The following is a 19,346-nucleotide window of genomic DNA, read 5'->3' as shown; positions in this document are numbered from 1 at the left end:
GCGCCTACTCGCCGTGCGGCGGCTGGCTGGTGGCAGAGGCGGCGGACGCGACCGGAACCGTTCCGGTCGCGGTCAGAATGGCCTGGCCGGCGGCACCACCAGCAGTCGTGACGCGACGGCTGCGCGCGCGTCCCTGACCGGGCAGTTTTGGTTCTGGCAGGGAATCGAGCACGGAGTCCAACAGCTGGTCGGTGACCTGCTTGCTGGGGCGCCGCGTATTGCGGGCGGATTTCTTGACCGGGATGTCGAGAATTTCGACGGATTCCGACTGCTCGGGCGCGGGTGTCTGCACGGCCGGCGCACCGGCTGCCAGGTTGCTGCGACCGCCGCGGGTGCGGGGTGCTGCTTCCGTGGCGACCGACTCGACTGCCGGCTCGACTGTTGCCGCGGGTGCTGTCTCAGCGGTCGGGGCAGCGGATGCCGCTGGCTCGGTCGGCACGGTGTTCGCCGGTGCAGTGCTGGCCTGAGCGGTGCTGGCCTGCTCCGCCTGGCGGGCGCGGGCCTGTTCGGATCGCGACTGCTGGCCGCGCCCACCCTGGCCGCGCGAGCGCGACTGGCGACCACGCGAACGCTCGGTGCCCGTCGTCGGGTCGGCCGGTTCCGTGCTGACTGGCTCGGCTGTCGGCTGATCCGCTGCGTCCGGTTGGACTCCGGCCTGCTCAATACCGGCCTGCTCGGTTCCAGCCTGCGAGACCGCAGGTGCCGCAGCATCCGGTGCGGTCACGATGGCGATGGAACCGGTGCGGGTGATGGTGCGGGCGGCGATCAATGCGAGGGCATGCTTGGCGTCTTCGGTTATGCCGTGCGTGCCCGGCCCGCTCTTGGGAGCGTCGGACGACGAGTTGGAGCCCGCGTGCTGGTCGCGGTTGGAGCCGTCACGCTGGCCGGAGTTGTGCGCGCTGTCACCGTTGCTCGTGCCCCCGTTGCTTCCGCTCTTGGCGCGCGGGCGTCGTTCCTGCGGCGGCTGCGCCGTCTGGCGGTGCTTGATGACCGGGTCGTGGTGCACGATGATGCCGCGGCCAGCGCAGGCCTCACAGTTCTCGCTGAACGATTCGAGCAGCCCGAGGCCCAGCTTCTTGCGGGTCATCTGCACGAGTCCGAGCGAGGTGACCTCGGCCACCTGGTGCTTGGTGCGATCCCGGCTGAGGCATTCGATCAGGCGACGCGACACGAGGTCGCGGTTGCTTTCGAGCACCATGTCGATGAAGTCGACGACGATGATGCCGCCGATGTCGCGCAGGCGCAGCTGGCGCACAATCTCTTCGGCCGCTTCGAGGTTGTTCTTGGTGACGGTCTCTTCGAGGTTGCCGCCGCTGCCGACGAACTTGCCGGTGTTGACGTCAACGACGGTCATGGCTTCGGTGCGGTCGATCACGAGGGATCCACCGGATGGCAGCCAGACCTTGCGGTCGAGGGCCTTTTCGATCTGCTCCGAGATGCGGTACTCGTCGAAGGCGTCGACCTCGCCCTCGTGGGTTTCCACGCGCTCGAGCAGGTCGGGGGCGACCTGACTGAGGTAGTTCTCAATCGTCGAGCGCACGTCGGGGCCGGCCACGATCATCCGCTGGAAATCTTCGTTGAAGACGTCACGCACGATCTTGACCAGCAGGTCGGGCTCGCTGTGCAGCTCGGCGGGCGCCTGCGCCGACTCGACCTGCTCGGCGATGTTCGCCCACTGCAGGCGCAGCCGGTTGACGTCGACGGTGAGCTGCTCGTCGGTGGCGCCCTCGGCGGCGGTGCGCACGATGACGCCGACGTTGTCGGGCAGAACCTCCTTGAGGATCTTCTTCAGGCGGGCCCGCTCGGTGTCGGGAAGCTTACGGCTGATGCCGTTCATCGACCCGTTGGGCACGTAGACCAGGTAGCGGCCGGGTAGCGAAACCTGGCTGGTGAGGCGGGCACCCTTGTGGCCGATCGGGTCCTTGGTGACCTGCACGAGCACCTTGTCGCCGGGCTTGAGCGCGAGCTCGATGCGGCGGGCTTGGTTGCTGGTGCCGGAGTTCTCGGCGGCGGCGTCCCAGTCGACTTCACCGGAGTAGAGCACGGCGTTGCGGCCGCGTCCGATGTCGACGAAGGCGGCTTCCATGCTGGGGAGCACGTTCTGCACCCGGCCGAGGTAGACGTTGCCGATGAGCGAGGCGTCCTGGTTCTTAGCGACGTAGTGCTCGACCAGCACGCCGTCCTCGAGCACGCCAATCTGGATCTTGTTGTGCTTGGCGCGCACGACCATGAGGCGGTCGACGGACTCACGACGGGCGAGGAACTCGGCCTCCGTGATCACCGGGCGACGACGTCCGGCATCGCGGCCGTCGCGACGACGCTGCTTCTTCGCTTCGAGCCGGGTCGAGCCCTTGATGCGCTGGGGTTCGGTGATGAGTTCGGGTTCGCGCGGGGCGCGCACCTTGACCACGGTGTTGGCGGGGTCATCGGTACCCGAACGGTTCTCGTCGCCGGTGCGACGACGGGCCCGACGACGAACCGTCGTGGACTCTTCTTCCTCGTCGTCATCCAGCTCGTGCAGTCCCTGCTGCGATTGCTGCTGCGACGAGCGGATGCCGGTGCGCGCCGGCAACGGCAGAATCTCCGGCGCCTGAAACAACAGGGAGAACGACGGGCGAAGCGGGGCCTGGGCCTGGCCGTCCTTCTGGTCGTCCGTCGTCTTGGCGCTGTCTGGCGTGGAGTCGGTCATCTGCTGCGCTCCGGTGACGTTGTTGTACTCGGCGATGGTCACCTTGTTTATCGGAGGCTCCGGCGGCATTGCGGGCGCTTCGATGGCGGGCGCTTCGATGGCGGGCGCTTCGACTGCTGGCGCAACGGTCGGTACAGTGACCGGCGTCTTCCGGGTTGACTTGCGAGTGCCGAACAGGCTCTTGCGTTTTTTGTTTTCGTTGTCTTCCACCATCACTGGTGCGCTCCTTGACCGCTGTGAATGACCGCGCCATCCACCGGTTACTCTCTCGTGCGAGGTCTCCACCTGCGTGAAATCCCCGCGAATCTTTTACTGCTGCACCCGGCTTTGACCCCCGGTGTAACTTCGGGGACCTGTGCTCTGGCTGCCAATACTGCGGGTCGTGGGACCCTTCTACTGGGCGACTATTGCCCATTAAGCTCTGTACTCGTTAAGCACTGTGGCGTCTGCTTGAGCGCGGCTCAACGACTACCAACGATTATCGCATGCAATCGCACTAAGCCACGCCGTGCGGGTGGCATAATCACAAGAGTGCCGCAGACAGAGCGTTATCACCGTCCAACCGGGCTGGCCTTTTTCCTGATCATCGCGGGAATCATCGCGTTTACCGCCGCATTCGCCCTCACGCTGGACAAGATCCACCTGCTGGAGGATCCCAATGCGCAGCTCAGCTGCAGCTTCAGTGTGTTGATTGGCTGCGCCACGAATCTGTCCTCGCCACAGGGAGCCGTTTTCGGTTTTCCGAACCCGCTGATCGGGCTCGCCGCCTGGAGCGTCGTGATCACGATCGGCATGGCTATTCTGGCCGGCGCCCGGTTTGCGCGCTGGTTCTGGGTCGGCTTCAACGTCGGTGTGCTCGGTGCGATCGTATTTGTGATCTGGCTGATCGGACAGAGCATCTTCGTGCTCGACGTGCTCTGCCCGTGGTGCATGGCCACCTGGGCGGTGACCATTCCGGTCTTTTTAGCCGTGACGCTGTACAACTTCAAGGTCGGCAATCTGCCGGGTGGGGCATCCGTTCGCCGCGCGGCTGCTGGGGCTTATTCGTGGATGTTCGTCATCACGATCGTCTGCTACATCGTGTTCTTCATCGTGGCCCAGGTCAATATGGACGTGCTGAACCGCCTGTAACGATAACCAGAAAAGGCCCCCGTCTCCTAGAGACGGGGGCCTTTTAGATGGTGCTTAGTCGAACCAGAGCGCGAGTTCACGCGCGGCGGATTCGGGCGAATCGGAGCCGTGCACGAGGTTCTGCTGCACCTTGGAACCCCAGTCGCGGCCGAGGTCACCACGGATGGTGCCCGGAGCGGCGGTCGTGGGGTCTGTGGTTCCGGCTAGGGCGCGAAAGCCTTCGATGACCCGATTGCCGGCAACGCGGAACGCGACGATGGGGCCGCTCTCCATGAATTCGACGAGGGGCTCGTAGAAGGGCTTGCCCGCGTGCTCGGCGTAGTGCGCGGCGAGCAGTGAGCGGTCGGGTTCGACGAGCTTCACGTCGACCAGGGAGTATCCCTTGGCCTCGATGCGGCGCAGAATTTCGCCGGTCAGGTTGCGGGCCACGCCGTCGGGCTTGACCAAAACGAGGGTTTCTTCAATCGGGGTGTTCATTCAATCTCCTTGTGTTGATCGGGGTGCGTGTGATCTATTCGGGAGCCGGTGACCATGCAGTAGGTCCACATGGCGGCAAACAGTGCGCCGACAAAAAACATGGCCGGGGTGACGAACCCGGTGGCGATAATGATCGCCTGCAGCGCCCAGCCGATCGGGTACGACCAGGCGTAGCGGAGAAGTGGGATCAGGGCGACCATGGCCGCACAGAGCAGCACGCCGCCGATGATCACGCCGAGCGGTGCGACCGGGCCGGGCTCGGTCGCCACGGACACCAGCCCCAGGGTGACGACGGCGCCCAGAAAGACGACGATGGTCTCGAAACCGAGCAGAATCGTCGCGAGCGACCGTTTCGCTGAGCGCGGACCGCTCACTTCTCCATCCACTCACCGGCGGCGGCGAGGGTGATCGCGTCGCCGACGAGCACGATCGACCCGGTGACGAGCACAGCACGCTTGGGGGCCTCGGCGGCCCATTCACGGGCGCTCTCCAGGGCACCGGCCAGGTCATCGAAGCGGAAGGTGATCTGGTCGCTGGTCCACTCGGCAATATTGTCGGCGAGGTCGTCCATGCGCACGGCCCGCTCCGAGTGCGGCTCGGTCACGTAGAAGCGGTCGACCTGCGGCGCGAGCGCAGCGATGATTCCCTGCGCGTCTTTCTCGGCCAGAATTCCCACGACCACGGCGATTTCGTCGAAGTCGAAGTACGCCTCGAGGGCTGCGGCGAGGGCTGTGGCACCGTGCGGGTTGTGCGCGGCGTCCACGAGCACGGTCGGTTCGATACCGACAAGCTGCAAGCGGCCGGGAGACGTCGCCGTCGCGAGGCCCTCGGCGAGGAGATCGCTGGCGAGGGCCTGACTGCCGGCGCCGAGAAACGATTCGACGGCGGCAATGGCTACGGTGGCATTCTGCGCCTGGTGGGTGCCGTAGAGAGGCAGGAACAGTTCGCTGTAGGTGCCGGCCAGGCCGCGCACCGAGATGACCTGCCCACCGACAGCGACGGTGCTCGAGAGCAGTTCGAAGCCCTCATTCTCGAGGGCCAGCGTTGACTCGGTCAGTTGCGCTGCGCGATCAAGTTCGGCCTGCACCTCAGCGCTCTGCGCCGCCGAGACCACGGATGCCGCCGGCTTGATGATTCCGCTCTTGGTGCGGGCAATCTCGGCGACGGTATTGCCCAGGCGCAGCGTGTGATCGAGGGCGATCGGGGTGAAGACGGCAACCTGGCCGTCGGCGACGTTGGTGGAATCCCACTCGCCGCCCATGCCGACCTCGATCACGGCGACATCCACCGGCGCGTCAGCGAAGCAGGCGAAGGCCAGCACGGTGAGCGCCTCGAAGAAGGTCAGCGGCGCTTCGCCGGCGGCTTCAAGCTCGCCGTCGACCAGCTGCAGGTAGGGCTGGATGTCGGTCCAGTTCGCGGCGAGGATCTGGTCGCTGATCGGTTCGCCATCGATGACGATGCGCTCGTTCAGCCGAACCAGGTGCGGACTGGTCAGCAGGCCGGTGCGCAGACCGTAGGCGCGCACGATGCTCTCGACCATACGACTCGTGCTGGTCTTGCCGTTAGTGCCGGCGATGTGAATGATCGGATACGACGTCTGCGGGTCGCCGAGGAATTCCAGCGCCCGACGCGTCGGTGCGAGACGCGGCTGCGGCTGGGCCTCGCCCACCCGCTGCAGCAGGGCGGCGAAGACGGCGTCGCCGGCTTCACGAAAAGTATCGAGCGGAGCCGGCTGGTTCATCGGCTCCTCCTCGTCACCGCGACCGGTGATGTTCTTCCAGCCGGCAGTGTCGTCGTCGGGCGTGCCCTCAGCAGGGGCGTTGGTGTCAGACAAGGATGGCTCCATTCACGCGTGCGACGGCAACAATGACGGCGCCCAAATTGACATAGTGGTCGGCTTCAAAGCGCACGTAGTGTTCGACCGGCGCGCCGACGCGCGCTTCGAGCCACTCGGACGGCAGATCGGCGGAGAATTCGCCCTGCGAAGGGCGATGGGTGCTGAACGTCGTGGCGAGGGTTTCGTCCGCGACGTTCACCCCGAGGGCAAGGTCGAAGGAGTCGGCATCCGCTTCATTCTGAAACAGCAGATCGAGACGGATACGGTCGCTCACCTGAAAACCGGCCGATTTGCGGGTGTCTTGCACGGCGCGAATGAGGTCGCGGGCAAAGCCCTCGGCCTCGAGTTCGGGCGTGGTGCTGGTGGCGAGCAGGGCGAACCCGCCGCCGGGCAATAACGCCAGCGCGGTGCTGCCGTCACCCGCCTCGTTGTTCGCTTCGAGGGTCAGTTCGAATTCGCTCGGCTCGAGGGCGATGCCGCCGGCCGTCACGATGCCGTCGGTCTCACTCCAGTCGCCGGCGCGAGCAGCCTTGATCACCTGCTGCACCTGCTTGCCGAGGCGGGGACCGGCGGCGCGGGCGTTGACGACGAGTTTGCTGGTGACGCCGTAGGCGACCGCGCTGTCATCTTCGAGCTCGATCAGGGTGACCGTTTTCACGTTGAGTTCGTCGCGCAGGATGCCGACGAACACAGCGAGAGCGGACGTGTTGCCGGTGACGACGGTGAGGTTGGTCAGCGGCAGACGCACGCGCAGACCGGCCTGTTTGCGCAGCGACAGCACGGTGCTGCTGATCAGGCGCACCTGGTCCATCGCGGTGACGAGTTCTTCGTCGGCCGGGAACAGGGCGGCATCGGGCCAGTCTTCGAGGTGCACGCTGCGGCCGCCGGTCAGACCCTGCCAAATGCGCTCGGTGACGAGCGGCAGCAGCGGAGCCGTGACCCGGCAGACGGTTTCCAGCACGGTGTAAAGGGTGTCGAAGGCTTCGTGCGAGGTGGCACCGGCAGCGGCGCCGCCCCAGAACCGGTCGCGGGACCGGCGTACGTACCAATTGGTGAGCACGTCGGCGAAGTCCCGCAGGCGCGCGGCGGCAACCGTGCTGTCGAGGGCTTCGAGGTCGCTCGTGACGCCGACGATGAGGTCGCGGGTCTTGGCGAGCAGGTAGCGGTCGAGCACGTCGGTCGAGTCGGTACGCCAGGTGGCGTCGTAGCCGGCGGCACCGTCGGTGTCAGTGGACGCAGACGCGTTGGCGTAGAGGGAGAAGAAGTACCAGGTGCTCCACAGCGGCAGCATGACCTGGCGGGCACCCTCACGGATGCCCTCTTCGGTGACGACGAGGTTGCCCCCGCGCAGCACCGGGGAGCTCATCAGGAACCAGCGCATGGCGTCGGCGCCGTCGCGGTCGAAGACCTCGTTGACGTCGGGGTAGTTGCGCAGCGACTTGCTCATCTTCTGGCCGTCGTTGCCGAGCACGATGCCGTGGCTGACCACGTTCTTGAAGGCCGGCCGGTCGAACAGGGCGGTGGAGAGCACGTGCAGCAGGTAGAACCAGCCGCGGGTCTGCCCGATGTACTCGACGATGAAGTCGGCCGGGTTGTGCGCTTCAAACCATTCCCGGTTCTCGAAGGGGTAGTGCACCTGGGCGAACGGCATGGAGCCCGAGTCGAACCAGACGTCGAGCACGTCCGTGATGCGGCGCATGGTGGACTGGCCGGTGGGGTCGTCGGGGTTCGGTCGGGTGAGTTCGTCGATGTACGGGCGGTGCAGGTCGGTCGGGCGCACCCCGAAATCGGCTTCCAACTCGTCGAGCGAGCCGTAGACATCCGTTCTGGGGTAATCGGGGTTGTCGCTTTTCCAGACCGGAATCGGGGAGCCCCAATAGCGGTTGCGGCTGATCGACCAGTCGCGGGCGTTGCCGATCCACTTGCCGAACTGGCCGTCTTTGACGTTCTCCGGAACCCAGTTCACCTCCTGGTTGAGCTCGACCATGCGCGGGCGAAAGTCGGTGACGCGCACGAACCAGCTCGACACGGCCTTATAGATGAGCGGGTTGCGGCAGCGCCAGCAGTGCGGGTAAGAGTGCTCGTAGCTGGCCTGGCGCAACAGCCGGCCGTTGGCCTTGAGCAGCGCGGTGAGCGGCTTGTTGGCGTCGCTCCAGAGCTGGCCGGCCACCTCGGAAATGTCGCTGAGAAACTTTCCGCCGTCGTCGAGGGAGAGGATGACCGGGATTCCGGCGGCCTCGCAGACCTTCTGGTCCTCCTCGCCGTAGGCGGGAGCCTGATGCACGATGCCGGTACCGTCGCTCGTGGTGACGTAGTCGGCGACGACGAAGCGCCAGGCCTGCTCGGTGCCCCAGACTGCGGTGTCGGCGTAGTAGTCGAACAGGCGGTCGTAGCCGACACCGGCGAGCTCGGTGCCGGTAACCGTGCGCGAAACGGATGCGACGGCGTCCGCCGCCGACTCATAGCCCAGGTCCTTGGCATAGTTGCCGACTAGGTCGATGGCGATCAGGTATTCGGCGCCGAGTACTTCTACCAAACCGAGCGGGGCGGCAGCCGTGGAGTCAGCGCTTTCCCGCAGCACCTCGGCGTCCGGCGTGCCGTTCGGGCCGGCCGGAACGACGGCGTAAACGATGTCGGGGCCGACGGCGAGGGCCATGTTGGACGGCAGGGTCCATGGGGTGGTGGTCCAGGCCAGGGCACGCACCGCGGTCAGGCCGAGGGCTTCGGCCTTCGTGCCGATCAGCGGGAACGTGACCGTGACGGTCTGGTCCTGGCGCATCTTGTAGACGTCGTCGTCCATGCGCAGCTCGTGGTTGGAGAGCGGGGTCTGGTCTCGCCAGCAATAGGGCAGCACCCGGTAGCCTTCGTAGGCGAGGCCCTTGGTGTGTAGCTGCTTGAAGGCCCAGATCACCGATTCCATGAAGGTGATGTCGAGGGTCTTATAGTCATTCTCGAAGTCGACCCAGCGGGCCTGCCGGGTGACGTACTCTTCCCAGTCCTTGGTGTATTCGAGCACCGACTCGCGGGCGACGGCGTTGAAGGCAGCGAGGCCCATCTCTTCGATCTGGCTCTTGTCGGTAATGCCGAGCTTGCGCTCCGCCTCGAGCTCAGCCGGCAGGCCGTGGGTGTCCCAGCCGAAGCGGCGGTGCACCTGCTTGCCGCGCATGGTCTGAAACCGGGGGAACAGGTCTTTGGCGTATCCAGTGAGCAGGTGCCCGTAGTGCGGCAGGCCGTTGGCGAACGGCGGGCCGTCATAAAAGGTCCACTCTTCGGCGCCGGCGCGTGCGTCGATCGAGGCCTGGAAGGTGTCGTCGTTCTTCCAGAATTCCAGCACCTCGCTCTCGAGCGCGGGAAAGTTCGGTGACGGAACGATGGCCTCGGCGGGCGTGCCGTGGGGGGTCGTGTTGCGGCTCTTGGGGTACAAAATGCTTCTCCTACCGGGACGGGTCGCTGGGGCCCTGCTCCACGAGGACGAACGATTCTGTAGAAATCGCCGCGGTACCACCTCGCTTGCCGCCCAAAACCGCCGGGCGACCGCTTGTTCACAGGCTGTAACGGGCCCGACTCGTTCGGTTCTACTGAGCTGTCCACCCGAAGGTGGGCATCCGTTCTTCCGAAGACTTCCCGGTGATGGCCGGGTCACTGTCATCCACTTTCGATTGTACTGGAGTGGGACGGCGTTAGTGTTATAGGTCGGCCCATTCGCACGATGGGTCGGTTCAGTTGAGACCAACTCGGCAATGGATGAAAGAGTTTGTGAATGTCTGCTCCCCACCGCGTTTCCACCCGCACCGCTCGGTCATTCGGAGGGCTCGTCGGCCTGGTCACCGTCGGCCTGCTAGTCGCCGGCTGCACGCCGACCACCTCGAACGACCCCGTCGGCGAGCCGCAAAGCGGCGGCACCCTCACCTATGCCTCCGGCGATGCCGAACCGAGCTGCCTCGACCCGCACGTCGGGGGCAATTTTCCGCAGGGAATGATCAGCGCGCAATACCTGGAGTCGCTGGTTTCGCGTGATTCCGCGGGCCAGATCATTCCGTGGCTGGCCGAGACCTGGACGCCGAGCGCCGATGGCCTGACCTGGGACTTCACTCTGCGCGATGACGTCACCTTCACCGACGGCACGGTCTTCGACGCCGCAGCAGTGCAAGCGAATGTCGCCCACCTGCAGGATCCCGAAACGCTCTCCTCGACCGGTTACCTCGCCCTCGGCAAGGTCGCCAGCACTGAGGTTGTCTCCCCCACCGTGGTGCGTTTCACCCTGACCGAACCCGACAGCGCTCTGCTCGAGTCGCTGTCGCAGGTCTGGCTCGCGATGGAATCCCCCACGGCGCTCAAACGCAGTCAGGACGAGAACTGTGCCACCCCGGTGGGCACCGGCCCGTTCCGTGTCGACAGCTGGGTCAAGCAGAACGCGATCACCCTCGTTCGCAACGACGACTATGTCTCCCCGCCGGCGGATGCCGACCACACCGGTCCTGCCTACCTCGACAAGGTGATCTGGCGCTTCATTCCCGACTCGGCCTCCCGCTACGCCGCGCTACAGTCCGGCGAGGTCGACGTGATCGACAACGCTCAGCCCGACACCATCGTGCAAGCCGAGCAGAGCGACTCGATCGAGCAGCTCGACTCGCCGCGCCCAGGCGCCTCCAACCGGATCGAGCTGAACTCGGGTCAGGCACCGTTCAACGATGTGCGCGTTCGTGAGGCGTTCATCCGCTCGGCCAACGTCGACGACGCGGTCTCGAGCCTGTTCCAGGGCACCGCAACTCGCTCGTACTCGGCACTGTCGAGCGTTGAGGCCATGGGCGTGTCCGACCCGGCGCTGTTCGACTACGACCCGTCGGCCGCCGCGGAGCTGCTCGATGCGGCCGGCTGGCGTGAAACGGATGCCGACGGCTACCGGGTCAAAGACGGCGTGCGACTCTCGGTGGAATTTCCGGTGAGCACCAACCAGTCCATTCCGGCCGAGCAGAGCGTGTTCGAACAGATCCAGGCCACGGCCAAGGAGACCGGTTTCGAAGTGAAGCTCGCCCCGATGGATCTCTCCAGCTGGTATGCCGCGCTCGCCACCAACGACTACGACGCCGTGAGCGCGCCGTATACCAAGGTCGGCCCCGACGTGCTGCGCATCCTGTATCACTCCGATAGCATCGTGCCGGCCCCGAGCGGGTACTTCGCCAACCTCGCCCAGGTCAACGATCCCGAGATCGACGAACTGCTCACGACGGCGGCCCGAACCGCGGATGAAACAAAGCGCACGTCGCTCTACGCCGAAGCGCAGGACCGCATTCTGGCGGGCTTCTATATTCTGCCGCTCTACGACCAGCAGAACCACTACCTGCTGCGCAGCGACGTCGTTGGCCTGCGCACGCTGCCGACCGTGGCCGTTCCCACGCTGTACGACGCGTGGCTGAACCGGTAGCGCCGACCGATCGCTCCGGGCCGCGGGCGCTCGGCCGACTCGGCGTGCGTCTGGCCGGGGCGGTCTTCGTGCTGTGGGCCGTGGCATCCGTCACTTTTTTTTCGGTGCGGTTGATTCCCGGCGACCCGGCCCAAGCTGTGCTCGGCGGCCCGGGGTCGCAGGCCTCCCCCGAAGCACTCGCTGCGGTCACCGCCGAGTACGGCTTCGACCAGCCCGTTTTCACGCAGTACCTGGTTCAGCTTGGCCGCCTCGCGACCGGTGACCTCGGGCGTTCCTACGCCCTTAATATGGAGGTCGGTCCGCTCGTTCTGGCCCAGCTCGGCGGCACCCTGCTGCTCGCCGTGCTCGCCCTCGGCCTGGCCTGGGTGATTGCGCTGGCGCTGGCCACCTGGTCGACCCGCGGTGGTCGGGTCGCTGCCCGGTTGGGGTCGAGCCTCGAAATCGTCGCGGCGGCGCTGCCGCATTTCTGGCTCGCGACCTCACTGATCGTCGTGTTCAGCATCTGGCTCGGCGCACTGCCCCCGATCAGTACTGGCGGGGTGGCCGGACTGGTCTTACCGGTGCTCACCCTGGCCATTCCGCTGGCCGGTTTTCTCGGGCAGATCATGCGTGAGTCCCTCATGATCGCCCTGGAGAGCCCGTTCGTGCTCTCGGCGCGGGCGCGTGGCGAGGGTGAGCGCGGCGTCCGCTGGATCCACGCACTGCGTCATGCCTCCCTGCCGGCGATCAGCCTCTCCGGCTGGGCCTTCGGCTCACTGATCAGTGGCGCGGTCGTCGTCGAGACCATTTTCGCCCGCCCAGGACTGGGCCGCACCCTGCTGAACGCGGTCACCCTGCGCGACGTTCCGGTGGTGATCGGCGTCGTCATGATCGTCGCCGTCGCCTATATCCTGATGACTTTGCTGACGGATGCCGTCAGTCGCCTGGTCGATCCCCGACTGCGACTCTCGTGAGCGATCTCGAGGTGCAGGCCGAGCTCGCCGTGCGGTCCAACCAGTCTGTTCGGCCACGACGTCTGGGAGTGGCCGAGGGCGTGGCCGGGTTGCTCGCCATCCTGTTGTTGATCGCGGCAGTGGTGCCGCAGTTTCTAGCCCCTGGCGATCCACTCGCCATCGACCCGCTGGCGGCGTTTTCTCCACCGACCTTCGCGCACGGTTTCGGCACCGACGAATCCGGCCGCGACATCTACACCCGGGTCGTGCACGGCACCCAGTACTCGCTCGTGATCGGTATCGCCGCGACCGCGATCGGTCTGGGGCTCGGCGTGGTGCTCGGCACCCTGGCCGGAATGCTCGGACCCATCGTCGATTTCACCGTGAACCGGTTTCTCGAGGTATTGTTCGCGTTTCCGGGTCTGCTGCTGGCCCTGCTGTTCATCCTGGTGTTCGGCCCCGGCGTGGCGACGGCGACCATAGCGGTCGGGCTGTCCACCGCCCCGGGCTACGCCCGCATTATTCGCGCGCAGCTCATCGCCGTGCGCGGGGCCGCCTTCGTCGAGGCTGCGACCGTGCTCGGCCGCACCCGCTGGCAGATATTGGTGCGTCATATTCTGCCGAATACGCTCGCGCCGCTGTTCGTGCTCGCCACCCTCGGAGTCGGCCAGGCGATCGTCTGGGCCGCAACACTGAGCTATCTCGGCCTCGGTGCCGAACCGCCGACCGCAGAGTGGGGCGCGATGCTCTCGGCCGGACGTACTTACATCACCTCGGCCTGGTGGATGAGTTTCTTTCCAGGTCTGTTCATCGTGCTCACCGCCGTGACCGCCACCGTGCTCGGCCGCAGCATCGACCGCCGAATGCGGCACGCATGAGCGCCACCGCGGCGCTGACCGTGCACAACCTGCGTGTTGGCTTCGGCGCGACCGAGTCGGTCGTGAACGGAGTGTCGTTCGAGATAGCGCCGGGCGAGTGCCTCGCCATCGTCGGCGAATCCGGCTCGGGCAAGAGCGTGACCGCGCGCAGCCTGCTCGGACTCGCCGGCGGCAACGCCCGGGTGCAGGCCGACCGGCTCGACCTTGGCGGGCGCAGCGTGCTGGGGCTGACCGACCGGGCCTGGCAGTCTCGGCGCGGCAAGGACGTCGGCCTGGTGCTGCAGGATGCCCTGGTCTCGCTCGACCCACTCCGGCCGATCGGCCGGGAGATCGCCGACTCGCTGCGGCTGCACACGACCCTCGGCGCCGCGGCTCGCGCCCGCCGGGTGGTCGAACTGCTCGATGCCGTCGGGTTGCCCGACCCGGCTCAACAGGTACACAAACTGTCCGGGCAGCTTTCCGGCGGTGAACGCCAACGCGCCCTGATCGCGGCGGCGATCGCGCTGGGCCCGCCGCTGCTCATCGCCGACGAACCGACAACGGCGCTCGACGTGACCGTGCAGGCGCAGATTCTGGCGCTGCTCGAGCAGATCAAACTGAGCGGCACTGCCCTGCTCCTGATCAGCCACGACCTCGCGGTGGTGAGCCGCATCGCCGATCGGGTTGCGGTGATGCACGACGGCCGGCTCATTGAATCCGGCCCGACCGAACAGGTTTTGGGGACCCCACAGCACGAGCAGACCCGCCGCATGGTTGCCGCGGTTCCGGCCGACAAGCCGCGCGGAACCCGGCTGAGCCCGCTGGATTCCCCCGCCGCCCACACTATTCCCCGCTCACCGGCTCCGGCCCCGACCGCCACGGAGCAGGGCGAAATCGTGCTCGAGGCCATCGGCCTGACCAGGAGTTTTCGGCGTCCCGACGGCAGTCGGCAGCTCGCCGTCGACGACGTCTCGTTCGCACTGCACCGGGGCAGCACCCTCGGCATCGTCGGTGAATCCGGCTCCGGAAAAACCACGACGGCTCGCCTGATGCTCGCACTGCTGAAACCGGAACAGGGCGAAGTACAGCTGTTTGGCCGGGCGTGGAGTTCGATCGCCGAGAAGGACCGGCGGGGACAACGACCCGGCATCGGGGCGATCTATCAGGATGCCCTCGGCTCGTTCGATCCGCGCCGCAGCGTCGCCGAGATTCTCGCGGATGCCCTCGGTCCCGCGCTCACCGACTCACGGGGTTCGCGGCGGTCCCCGCAGAGTCTTGCCCGGCTCACGACTCTGCTGGACGAGGTCGAACTGGCCGGAACAGTACTGCCGCGGCGCCCGCTCGAACTTTCCGGCGGACAGCGCCAGCGTGTCGGTATCGCCAGGGCGCTGGCCGGGCGTCCCGAAATCCTCATTTGCGACGAGCCCGTGTCCTCCCTCGACGTGAGCGTTCAGGCGCAGGTGCTCGATCTCCTCGACGACGTGCAGCGGGAACGCGGACTCAGCCTGATCTTCATATCGCACGACCTCGGGGTCGTGCAGCACATCAGCGACGAGGTCGCGGTGATGCGCAGCGGGCGCATCGTGGAGAATGGTCCGGCGGCGCGCGTATTCGCCGCGCCGCAGCATCCGTATTCGATGCAATTGCTCTCAGCTGTGCCCCGACTACTCGGGTAAACACCTGCCGACGCGTTCTACCGCTCTGCCCGTTCGGGGAGAAAGACCCGATCGGGTAGATTAGAAGGGCAGACTTAGGCACCTCACCACCGACACGGTGCCGCATACGAACCGGAGAGCTATGACCACCGCCGATCGCGCCGCAGACAATCGAGTGCCAGAGAAACCAGCCCTCGAAGGGCTCGAAGCTAAATGGGAGTCCCGCTGGGAGACCGACGGCACCTATCGCTTCGCCCGGGAGAACGCGACCCGCGAAACGATCTACTCGATCGACACTCCCCCGCCGACCGCCTCCGGCTCGCTGCACATCGGCCACGTGTTCTCGTACACCCACACGGATGTCGTCGCCCGCTTTCAGCGCATGCGCGGCAAGAACGTGTTCTACCCGATGGGCTGGGACGACAACGGCCTGCCCACCGAGCGTCGTGTGCAGAACTACTACGGTGTGCGCTGCGACCCGTCGCTCGGCTACACCGACAACTTCGTTCCACCGTTCGAGGGCGGCGACGGCAAAAGCTCCAAGGCCGCCGACCAGCTGCCGATCAGCCGCCGCAACTTCATCGAACTGTGCGAAACCCTCACCAAAGAAGATGAAAAGCAGTTCGAAGCGCTGTGGCGCACCCTCGGCCTCTCCGTCGACTGGACCCAGACCTACCGCACCATCGGCCAGGAAGCCCTGTTCACCTCGCAGCTGGCTTTTCTCGGCAACGTCGAACGCGGCGAGGCATACCAGGCAATGGCACCGACCCTGTGGGACGTCACGTTCCGCACCGCGGTCGCCCAAGCCGAACTCGAAGACAAGGACATGCCCGCCGCGTACCACCGGGTATCGTTCGCAAAGCCCGACGGCACCACGATAGAGATCGAGACGACCCGCCCCGAGCTGATGCCGGCCTGCGTGGCGCTGGTGGCGCATCCGGATGACGAACGGTACAAGCACCTGTTCGGCACCACGGTGACCACCCCCGTGTTCGGTGTCGAGGTTCCCGTGCTCGCCCACCACCTCGCCCAAAAGGACAAGGGCTCGGGAATCGCCATGATCTGCACCTTCGGCGACGTGACCGACGTCGTCTGGTGGCGGGAGCTCGACCTGCCCAACCGTGCAATCATGGGCTTCGACGGTCGCATCATGGCCGAAGTGCCAGAGGCGATCACCTCCGAAGCCGGCCGTGCAGCGTATGCGCAGCTCGCCGGCAAAACCGTGTTCGGTGCGAAGGCCGCCGTGGTCGAGCTATTGAAAGCCAGCGGCGACCTGATCGGCGAACCAAAACCCATCGTGCACGCGGTGAAGTTCTTCGAAAAAGGCGACAAGCCGCTCGAAATCGTCTCGACCCGCCAGTGGTATATCCGCAACGGTGCTCGCGACGAAAAGCTGCGCGCCCGCCTGCTCGAGCACGGCACCGAGCTGGCCTGGCACCCCGAATTCATGAAGGTGCGCTACGAGAACTGGGTCAACGGCCTCACCGGCGACTGGCTCGTCTCCCGCCAGCGCTTCTTCGGCGTGCCGCTGCCGGTCTGGTATCCGCTCGACGCCGACGCCAACCCGGTCTTCGACCAGCCCATCGTCGCCACCCGCGACCTGCTGCCGGTTGACCCGTCATCGGATGCCGCCCCCGGCTACACCGAGAGCCAGCGCGGCCAGGCCAACGGTTTCGTCGGCGAGGTCGACGTGATGGACACCTGGGCCACCTCCTCGCTCACCCCGCAGCTCGCCGGCGGCTGGGAGCGGGACCCGGAGCTGTTCAACCTCGTCTTCCCGTACTCGCTGCGCCCGCAGGGCCAGGACATCATTCGCACCTGGCTGTTCTCCACCCTGCTGCGCGCAGAGCAGCAGCACGGCAAGTCACCCTGGCAGCACGCCGCGCTCAGCGGCTTCATCGTCGACCCCGACCGCAAGAAAATGTCGAAGTCGAAGGGCAACGTGGTCACCCCGGCCGACATGCTCGAAAAGCATGGATCCGATGCGGTGCGCTACTGGGCGGCATCCTCTCGCCTGGGCACCGATGCGGCCTTTGATCCGCAGAACCCGACGCAGATCAAGATCGGCCGTCGCCTCGCCATCAAGATTCTCAACGCGAGCAAATTCGTCTCAATGTCGCAGGGCAGCATCGACGCCCCGGTGACCGAGCCGGTTGACCAGAGTATGCTCGCCGGCCTGACCGCCGTCGTCGCCCAGGCCACGACCGCGTTCGAGAACTATGACCACGCTCGGGCGCTGGAAACCACCGAGAGCTTCTTCTGGACTTTCTGCGACGACTACCTCGAACTGGTCAAGGAGCGCGCCTACGGCGAGCCTGGAACCGGCCAGGCTTCCGCTGTTGCTGCGCTGCGCACCGCGCTGGCCACCCTGCTGCGCTTGTTCGCACCGTTCGTGCCGTTCGCGACCGAAGAAGCCTGGTCCTGGTCGAATGAGGGTTCGGTGCACACCGCGCCGTGGCCCGTCGCGGCCGACCTGCTCGGCAGCAATGAGGTTGCCACCGGCAACATCGCCCTGCTGGATTTGGCCAGTCGCGCGCTCACCGGCATCCGTCGGGCTAAAACGGATGCCAAGGCCTCCCAGAAGTCCGAGCTGGATTCCGCAGTGATCTGCGGTGCACCGGCCGAAATCGCGCTGCTTACCTTGGCCGCCGCCGATCTCAAAGCGGTCGGCCGAATTCAAGAATTAACCTTTGTCGACGGCAGCGAACTCGCCGTGACCGACATCGTGTTCGCCACCGTGTTGGAAAGTTAGGAAACCAGATGTCAGTTACCGTACGCCCGCTGGGCGACAAAGATTTCTTCCCCTGGCTGGGCCTCTTTGAGGGTTACAGCGCGTTCTACGAGAGCGAGTTGACCGACCAGATCGCGCTGCAGGTCTGGAGCTGGATCATCGACGCGAACAACTCTCTCGACGGTGCCGTCGCGGTCAATGACGCCGGCGACTTCGTCGGTTTCGCGCACTACCGCACCGTGCCGCGCACGCTCAGCGGCGATCTTGTACTCTTTCTCGATGACCTGTTCGTGACCGAGGATTCCCGCGGCCAGGGCGTCGCAACGCAGCTGATGGATTTCACCAAGTCCTACGCGCGTGCTCGAAAGCTGGCCCAGGTGCAGCTGCTGACCGCCGCCGACAACGCCACCGCCCAGGTGCTCTATGACCAGGTCGGCACCCGCACCGACTGGGTCACCTACGAGATCGACGTCTAAGTCATGCAACTCGGCACTCGCTGGTCGCTCGGCGGCACCCTGCCCGCCGGCCTCCCCCACGTCGTGGAAATCGCCGTGCACGCCGTGGAGGAGGACCTCGCTGCCCTCGCCGTGGACACCAGCACCTGGCGCTGGACACTGACCTGGCTGGAGTCCAAGCCGGTGATCGAGCTGGACGATGGCACGATCATTCGGTTCAACCCGGTCGATGACAGCGCCACCATCACGCAGCCGTCCACCAACACGGATGACGATGACGAGGACTGGATCTAACCCGTAACTCCTGGGTCAGGCCCGGGCGAGAATCTCGCCGTGGGGCATGCCGAACCAGCCGTTCGGATCGTGCACCCACTGACGCCAAGCCGCGGCCATCCGCTTCAGATCGGCCAGGTCTGCCACGCCGGCTTCGATGGCGTGGGCGGCAAAGGCCGACTCGGTCACCCGCACGGCCCAGGATTCTCCCCACCACTCCCGTTCGGCGTCGGAAGCGAAGCACCAGACGGATGCGCTGCTGGCAACGCTCGCGAATCCGGCCGCGCGGGCCCAGGCTTTGAGCGATCGCCCGGCGTCGGGTTCACCGCCGTTCCAGTAGTGCACCTCGCGGTAGACCCGCATCCACTCGGTGAGACCATCGATCACGGGAGCGATCATCACTCCCCCGTAGTCGACGTCACGAGCGGCGAAGACGCCGCCGGGCCGCAGCACTCGCCGAATCTCGGCCATGGCGACGACGGGACGGGCCAGGTGTTGCATCACCTGGTGGGCGTGAACGATGTCAAAGGATGCGTCAGCAAAGTCGAGCGCATAAACGTCGCCGACCTGAAAACTCGCATTGTGCACGCCCTCATCGACGGCCAGCCCCGCCGCATGCCCGACGATCTCCGACGACGCGTCCAGACCGACAACCTGGCCCGGCGTGACGCGCCGCGCCAGATCGACCGTGATCGTGCCGGGTCCGCACCCCACATCAAGCAGCCTGACGCCGGCAGTCAGCTCTGGAATCAGATAGGCGGCGGAGTTGGCCACGGTGCGCCAGGTATGGGAACGCAGCACGCTTTCATGGTGGCCGTGAATGTACTGGTCCCGTGGAGCGGACTCGGCGCTGTCGGTCAAGTCGGTCATGATCGAATACTACG

At 66.0% G+C, this 19,346-nt stretch carries 14 protein-coding genes; 8 read left to right on the top strand and 6 right to left on the bottom strand.

Going from position 1 to position 19,346, the window contains the following annotated elements; genetic code table 11:
- Positions 1 to 4: 4 nt before the first annotated feature.
- Positions 5 to 2,902 carry an Rne/Rng family ribonuclease gene (locus E3T31_RS09940; protein WP_134469220.1) on the bottom strand — a complete coding sequence of 966 codons (2,898 nt, stop codon included), beginning with the start codon at positions 2,900 to 2,902 and terminating at the stop codon, positions 5 to 7.
- Positions 2,903 to 3,220: 318 nt separating this feature from the next.
- Between E3T31_RS09940 and E3T31_RS09935 the strand changes: the two genes are divergently transcribed.
- Complete coding sequence (locus E3T31_RS09935) at positions 3,221 to 3,820, top strand: vitamin K epoxide reductase family protein (RefSeq protein ID WP_241977818.1); 600 nt, start codon at positions 3,221 to 3,223, stop codon at positions 3,818 to 3,820.
- Positions 3,821 to 3,874: 54 nt separating this feature from the next.
- Here E3T31_RS09935 and ndk read toward each other — a convergent pair whose 3' ends face one another.
- From ndk to ileS, 4 genes are all read right to left on the bottom strand, one after another.
- Positions 3,875 to 4,297 (bottom strand): nucleoside-diphosphate kinase, encoded by a 423-nt coding sequence (gene ndk / locus E3T31_RS09930; RefSeq protein ID WP_092450801.1) that lies wholly within the window; start codon positions 4,295 to 4,297, stop codon positions 3,875 to 3,877.
- On the bottom strand, positions 4,294 to 4,671 hold the full coding sequence (locus E3T31_RS09925; protein ID WP_166788462.1) for a DUF4233 domain-containing protein: 378 nt from the start codon (positions 4,669 to 4,671) through the stop codon (positions 4,294 to 4,296). Before E3T31_RS09925 ends, ndk begins: the two co-directional genes overlap by 4 nt.
- Positions 4,668 to 6,038, bottom strand: coding sequence for a folylpolyglutamate synthase/dihydrofolate synthase family protein (locus E3T31_RS09920; RefSeq protein WP_134469218.1), 1,371 nt, complete (start codon positions 6,036 to 6,038; stop codon positions 4,668 to 4,670). Before E3T31_RS09920 ends, E3T31_RS09925 begins: the two co-directional genes overlap by 4 nt.
- Positions 6,039 to 6,123: 85 nt before the next feature.
- Positions 6,124 to 9,561 carry an isoleucine--tRNA ligase gene (ileS, locus tag E3T31_RS09915; protein WP_241977926.1) on the bottom strand — a complete coding sequence of 1,146 codons (3,438 nt, stop codon included), beginning with the start codon at positions 9,559 to 9,561 and terminating at the stop codon, positions 6,124 to 6,126.
- Positions 9,562 to 9,894: 333 nt separating this feature from the next.
- Between ileS and E3T31_RS09910 the strand changes: the two genes are divergently transcribed.
- The 7 genes from E3T31_RS09910 to E3T31_RS09880 all read left to right on the top strand — a co-directional run bounded on the left by E3T31_RS09910 (position 9,895) and on the right by E3T31_RS09880 (position 18,483).
- Positions 9,895 to 11,559, top strand: a complete 1,665-nt coding sequence (locus E3T31_RS09910; RefSeq protein WP_134468593.1) for an ABC transporter substrate-binding protein — start codon at positions 9,895 to 9,897, stop codon at positions 11,557 to 11,559.
- Positions 11,544 to 12,512, top strand: coding sequence for an ABC transporter permease (locus E3T31_RS09905; protein WP_134468592.1), 969 nt, complete (start codon positions 11,544 to 11,546; stop codon positions 12,510 to 12,512). The genes E3T31_RS09910 and E3T31_RS09905 overlap by 16 nt, the downstream gene beginning before the upstream one ends.
- Positions 12,509 to 13,369 carry an ABC transporter permease gene (locus E3T31_RS09900; RefSeq protein ID WP_134468591.1) on the top strand — a complete coding sequence of 287 codons (861 nt, stop codon included), beginning with the start codon at positions 12,509 to 12,511 and terminating at the stop codon, positions 13,367 to 13,369. The genes E3T31_RS09905 and E3T31_RS09900 overlap by 4 nt, the downstream gene beginning before the upstream one ends.
- A complete protein-coding gene (locus E3T31_RS09895; protein WP_134468590.1) occupies positions 13,366 to 15,024 on the top strand; it encodes an ABC transporter ATP-binding protein in 1,659 nt (552 codons plus the stop codon). Before E3T31_RS09900 ends, E3T31_RS09895 begins: the two co-directional genes overlap by 4 nt.
- Before the next feature lie 121 nt (positions 15,025 to 15,145).
- Positions 15,146 to 17,755: a valine--tRNA ligase gene (gene valS, locus E3T31_RS09890; protein ID WP_134468589.1), complete on the top strand. Its 2,610-nt coding sequence runs from the start codon at positions 15,146 to 15,148 to the stop codon at positions 17,753 to 17,755.
- Positions 17,756 to 17,763: 8 nt separating this feature from the next.
- The gene (locus E3T31_RS09885; protein ID WP_134468588.1) at positions 17,764 to 18,210 is read left to right on the top strand and encodes a GNAT family N-acetyltransferase; all 447 of its coding nucleotides are present in this window, start codon (positions 17,764 to 17,766) and stop codon (positions 18,208 to 18,210) included.
- A 3-nt stretch (positions 18,211 to 18,213) separates the two neighbouring features.
- A complete protein-coding gene (locus E3T31_RS09880) occupies positions 18,214 to 18,483 on the top strand; it encodes a hypothetical protein (protein ID WP_134468587.1) in 270 nt (89 codons plus the stop codon).
- A 15-nt stretch (positions 18,484 to 18,498) separates the two neighbouring features.
- On the opposite strand, the gene E3T31_RS09875 is transcribed toward E3T31_RS09880, so the two are convergent.
- Positions 18,499 to 19,332, bottom strand: coding sequence for a methyltransferase domain-containing protein (locus E3T31_RS09875; protein ID WP_134468586.1), 834 nt, complete (start codon positions 19,330 to 19,332; stop codon positions 18,499 to 18,501).
- Positions 19,333 to 19,346: the final 14 nt, after the last annotated feature.

Source organism: Cryobacterium sp. TMS1-13-1, assembly GCF_004403125.1.
GTDB classification, from domain to species: domain Bacteria; phylum Actinomycetota; class Actinomycetes; order Actinomycetales; family Microbacteriaceae; genus Cryobacterium; species Cryobacterium levicorallinum.
Note: the sequence above shows the minus strand (reverse complement) of the source record. Positions and strands in the feature narration are given on the sequence as shown.

What these genes read in the sequence shown, in the direction of transcription:
- E3T31_RS09940 (WP_134469220.1), bottom strand. Translation starts at nt 2,902, where the DNA reads ATGGTGGAAGACAACGAAAACAAAAAACGCAAGAGCCTGTTCGGCACT.
- ndk (WP_092450801.1), bottom strand. Translation starts at nt 4,297, where the DNA reads ATGAACACCCCGATTGAAGAAACCCTCGTTTTGGTCAAGCCCGACGGC.
- E3T31_RS09920 (WP_134469218.1), bottom strand. Translation starts at nt 6,038, where the DNA reads ATGAACCAGCCGGCTCCGCTCGATACTTTTCGTGAAGCCGGCGACGCC.
- E3T31_RS09910 (WP_134468593.1), top strand. Translation starts at nt 9,895, where the DNA reads ATGTCTGCTCCCCACCGCGTTTCCACCCGCACCGCTCGGTCATTCGGA.
- E3T31_RS09895 (WP_134468590.1), top strand. Translation starts at nt 13,366, where the DNA reads ATGAGCGCCACCGCGGCGCTGACCGTGCACAACCTGCGTGTTGGCTTC.
- valS (WP_134468589.1), top strand. Translation starts at nt 15,146, where the DNA reads ATGACCACCGCCGATCGCGCCGCAGACAATCGAGTGCCAGAGAAACCA.
- E3T31_RS09885 (WP_134468588.1), top strand. Translation starts at nt 17,764, where the DNA reads ATGTCAGTTACCGTACGCCCGCTGGGCGACAAAGATTTCTTCCCCTGG.
- E3T31_RS09880 (WP_134468587.1), top strand. Translation starts at nt 18,214, where the DNA reads ATGCAACTCGGCACTCGCTGGTCGCTCGGCGGCACCCTGCCCGCCGGC.
- E3T31_RS09875 (WP_134468586.1), bottom strand. Translation starts at nt 19,332, where the DNA reads ATGACCGACTTGACCGACAGCGCCGAGTCCGCTCCACGGGACCAGTAC.